The organism is Gulosibacter macacae (assembly GCF_003865375.1).
In the GTDB taxonomy this organism is placed as follows: domain Bacteria; phylum Actinomycetota; class Actinomycetes; order Actinomycetales; family Microbacteriaceae; genus Gulosibacter; species Gulosibacter macacae.
Genome location: NZ_RQVS01000033.1, coordinates 699 through 2,834, shown reverse-complemented (window position 1 = coordinate 2,834; position 2,136 = coordinate 699). Strand labels below are relative to the sequence as shown.

General features: G+C 53.5%; 2 protein-coding genes and 1 pseudogene. All 3 read right to left on the bottom strand.

Going from position 1 to position 2,136, the window contains the following annotated elements; all coding sequences use genetic code 11:
- Positions 1 to 160: pseudogene (locus tag EG850_RS13785) on the bottom strand (hypothetical protein); the annotation flags it as partial.
- A 203-nt stretch (positions 161 to 363) separates the two neighbouring features.
- A complete protein-coding gene (locus EG850_RS13160; RefSeq protein ID WP_185715086.1) occupies positions 364 to 1,065 on the bottom strand; it encodes an adenylate/guanylate cyclase domain-containing protein in 702 nt (233 codons plus the stop codon).
- Positions 1,066 to 1,474: 409 nt separating this feature from the next.
- The gene (locus EG850_RS13470) at positions 1,475 to 1,867 is read right to left on the bottom strand and encodes a hypothetical protein (RefSeq protein ID WP_214609568.1); all 393 of its coding nucleotides are present in this window, start codon (positions 1,865 to 1,867) and stop codon (positions 1,475 to 1,477) included.
- Positions 1,868 to 2,136 lie beyond the last annotated feature (269 nt).

Genomic DNA, 2,136 nt, shown 5'->3' with positions numbered 1-2,136 from the left:
ACACGCCAGCCCCACCTACCCCCTCAACTGCGAAGAGCCCCCAATGCCTCAAGTGACCGAAGTAGATGAAATTGCTCTTCGACTCTCTCTTCAGGTCGGTCGAGTGGCGGAGGCGTGGCACAACCACAAGGGATGCCAATAGAACGCCGCTCAGGAGACAGGCGAGGCCGAGCTAGTACCCAGTCTTCAACCAAGTGGGTGCGATGTCATGGAACACCCTCCCGGTCGCTGACAATGCGACCGTCGTGGCCATGGACGCCGACGCTATAGCGAAGATGAACGATGCCTTGACGTCTACCAAGCCCGTCCAATCAGTCTGTGCTTGATGGATGCGCCAAGCGGTATCTACCCCGTCGAGGTTTGTCATGGGGTTCTCCTCCAGCCTGAACTGTAGGTAGTGACTATGTGCGGACCGACTGCGCTCTCATCGCGCTTCTTCCACATGGACTCGCCGTTCTTGGCGGTCTTGTTGCGATCAAGCAGAAAATTGTAGACGCGTGAAGTGATTGTGACATGGCCGGACTCGCCGCGAACGCTACTGAGTCTAGCGGCGATATTCGGGGCAGATCCGATCGAGACGAGATCGCTGTTGTCTCTCGCCCCACCTCGAACGATAAACGTATTTCCATCGTCAATGCCGCATCGTTGACTGACATGCCAAGACAAGGACTGTTTGTCGAGTCGTGCTTTGATTAATGGATTGAGCGATTTATCGACAACCCACTGGATATTGAGTGCAGCTTCTACTGCGTCGTTGCGGCGTCTGTCACCGATGAATATCCCCATTACTCGATCGCCGTCGAAACTCCTGATATGGCCCCCTTTGGCGCGCATACAATCGACAGCAATACGGAGGTATGAACGAACAACCCGTGCTGCGAATTCCACTTTGAACTTCTTAGCTAATAGCGTGGAGTCTGCAAGATCCGCGTACAGGTAGGTAGCCTCAACGCGTTTGGCCCCGTCTTTCTGCTTTACGTCTTGAGTCCTTGGCACTACGCGGGCATCCTGCGCATCCCAAGGGGTGTTGAGTATGTCCTTCAGTTTTGCTTCGAACTCGTCCATCCTCGTAGACATCTTGCCTCCTGAATATTGCGACTGAATAGAAAATCCATGAGTTGCCGGTGTTCGCAAGAGAAGTGCTGGTCTGAGCCTTGAGAGCTTGTTAGATAGCCCATTGGACTGTCGTGCCATGAACACTTTGTGATTTTCCGCCCACGCTTATGCCGTAGACCCGATCCCAGATCCGCTTATTGCCGTCGTAGTAGAGAAGTTGTTCATCCAGTTCATCTCTTACACGGTCAGTGATGAAGGTGGACTGGCCACTACGAATCTCGCTGAGTTTGGCAGCAACGTTCGGCGCTTCTCCTATTGAGATGAGATCATTGTGATTTCTTACACCACCGCGAACGATCAGTGCTTCTCCGGTGTCGATGCCTACCGCATGATTGATTCTGTAGAAATTCTCCCCGTCTCACCACGTCGATTTGATCGCCGGGCGGATTACTTCGGCTACTGCCCATTCGACTCCTAGTGCAGCTCTCACTGCATTGTGATTCTTCTTCTCACCGACAAAAATGGCCATGACCCGATCGCCATCGTAGCTCCGAATCTCTCCGCCGCAGTGGCGAAGGATGCGGGCGGCCGTATTGACATAAGACCGGATGATCTTTGCGGTGGTTTCAGGCAAGAGTGTCTGCGCCAGCTTGCTTGAATCAGCTAGATCGGCGTAAAGATATGTGGCGGTTACCCTCTTGCCGCCGTTCTTCAAGACCACATCTTCTGAAGCTGGAACCACGTGCGCATCGGAGATGTTCCACGGGGCGCCGAAAATGTCGCCAACGCTTGTTTCAACCGAAGGGTACATTCAACTCCTTTGATCGAAAGCTATGCCTAAATGGATACTATCCGTGGGGCACTTAGTTGGTGGTAATTGGGCGGCGCGCGAAACACCCGTAGACCCTTGAAGCAGGGAAGCGTGCGAGCCGTGCGTGCGGGTCGGCTTGATCCAAGCTCGGGCCATTTCCGGGCCATTCTTTTCGTGAGAAGCAACTGAAACTAACTGACACTCACCGACCCGAACCGCGTGATTCTGCCGATCTTCCTATATATACAGTAAAGAAAAGCCCTGGTCAC

Coding starts and splice junctions, on each gene's coding strand:
- EG850_RS13160 (WP_185715086.1), bottom strand. CDS start 1,065: ATGGACGAGTTCGAAGCAAAACTGAAGGACATACTCAACACCCCTTGG.
- EG850_RS13470 (WP_214609568.1), bottom strand. CDS start 1,867: ATGTACCCTTCGGTTGAAACAAGCGTTGGCGACATTTTCGGCGCCCCG.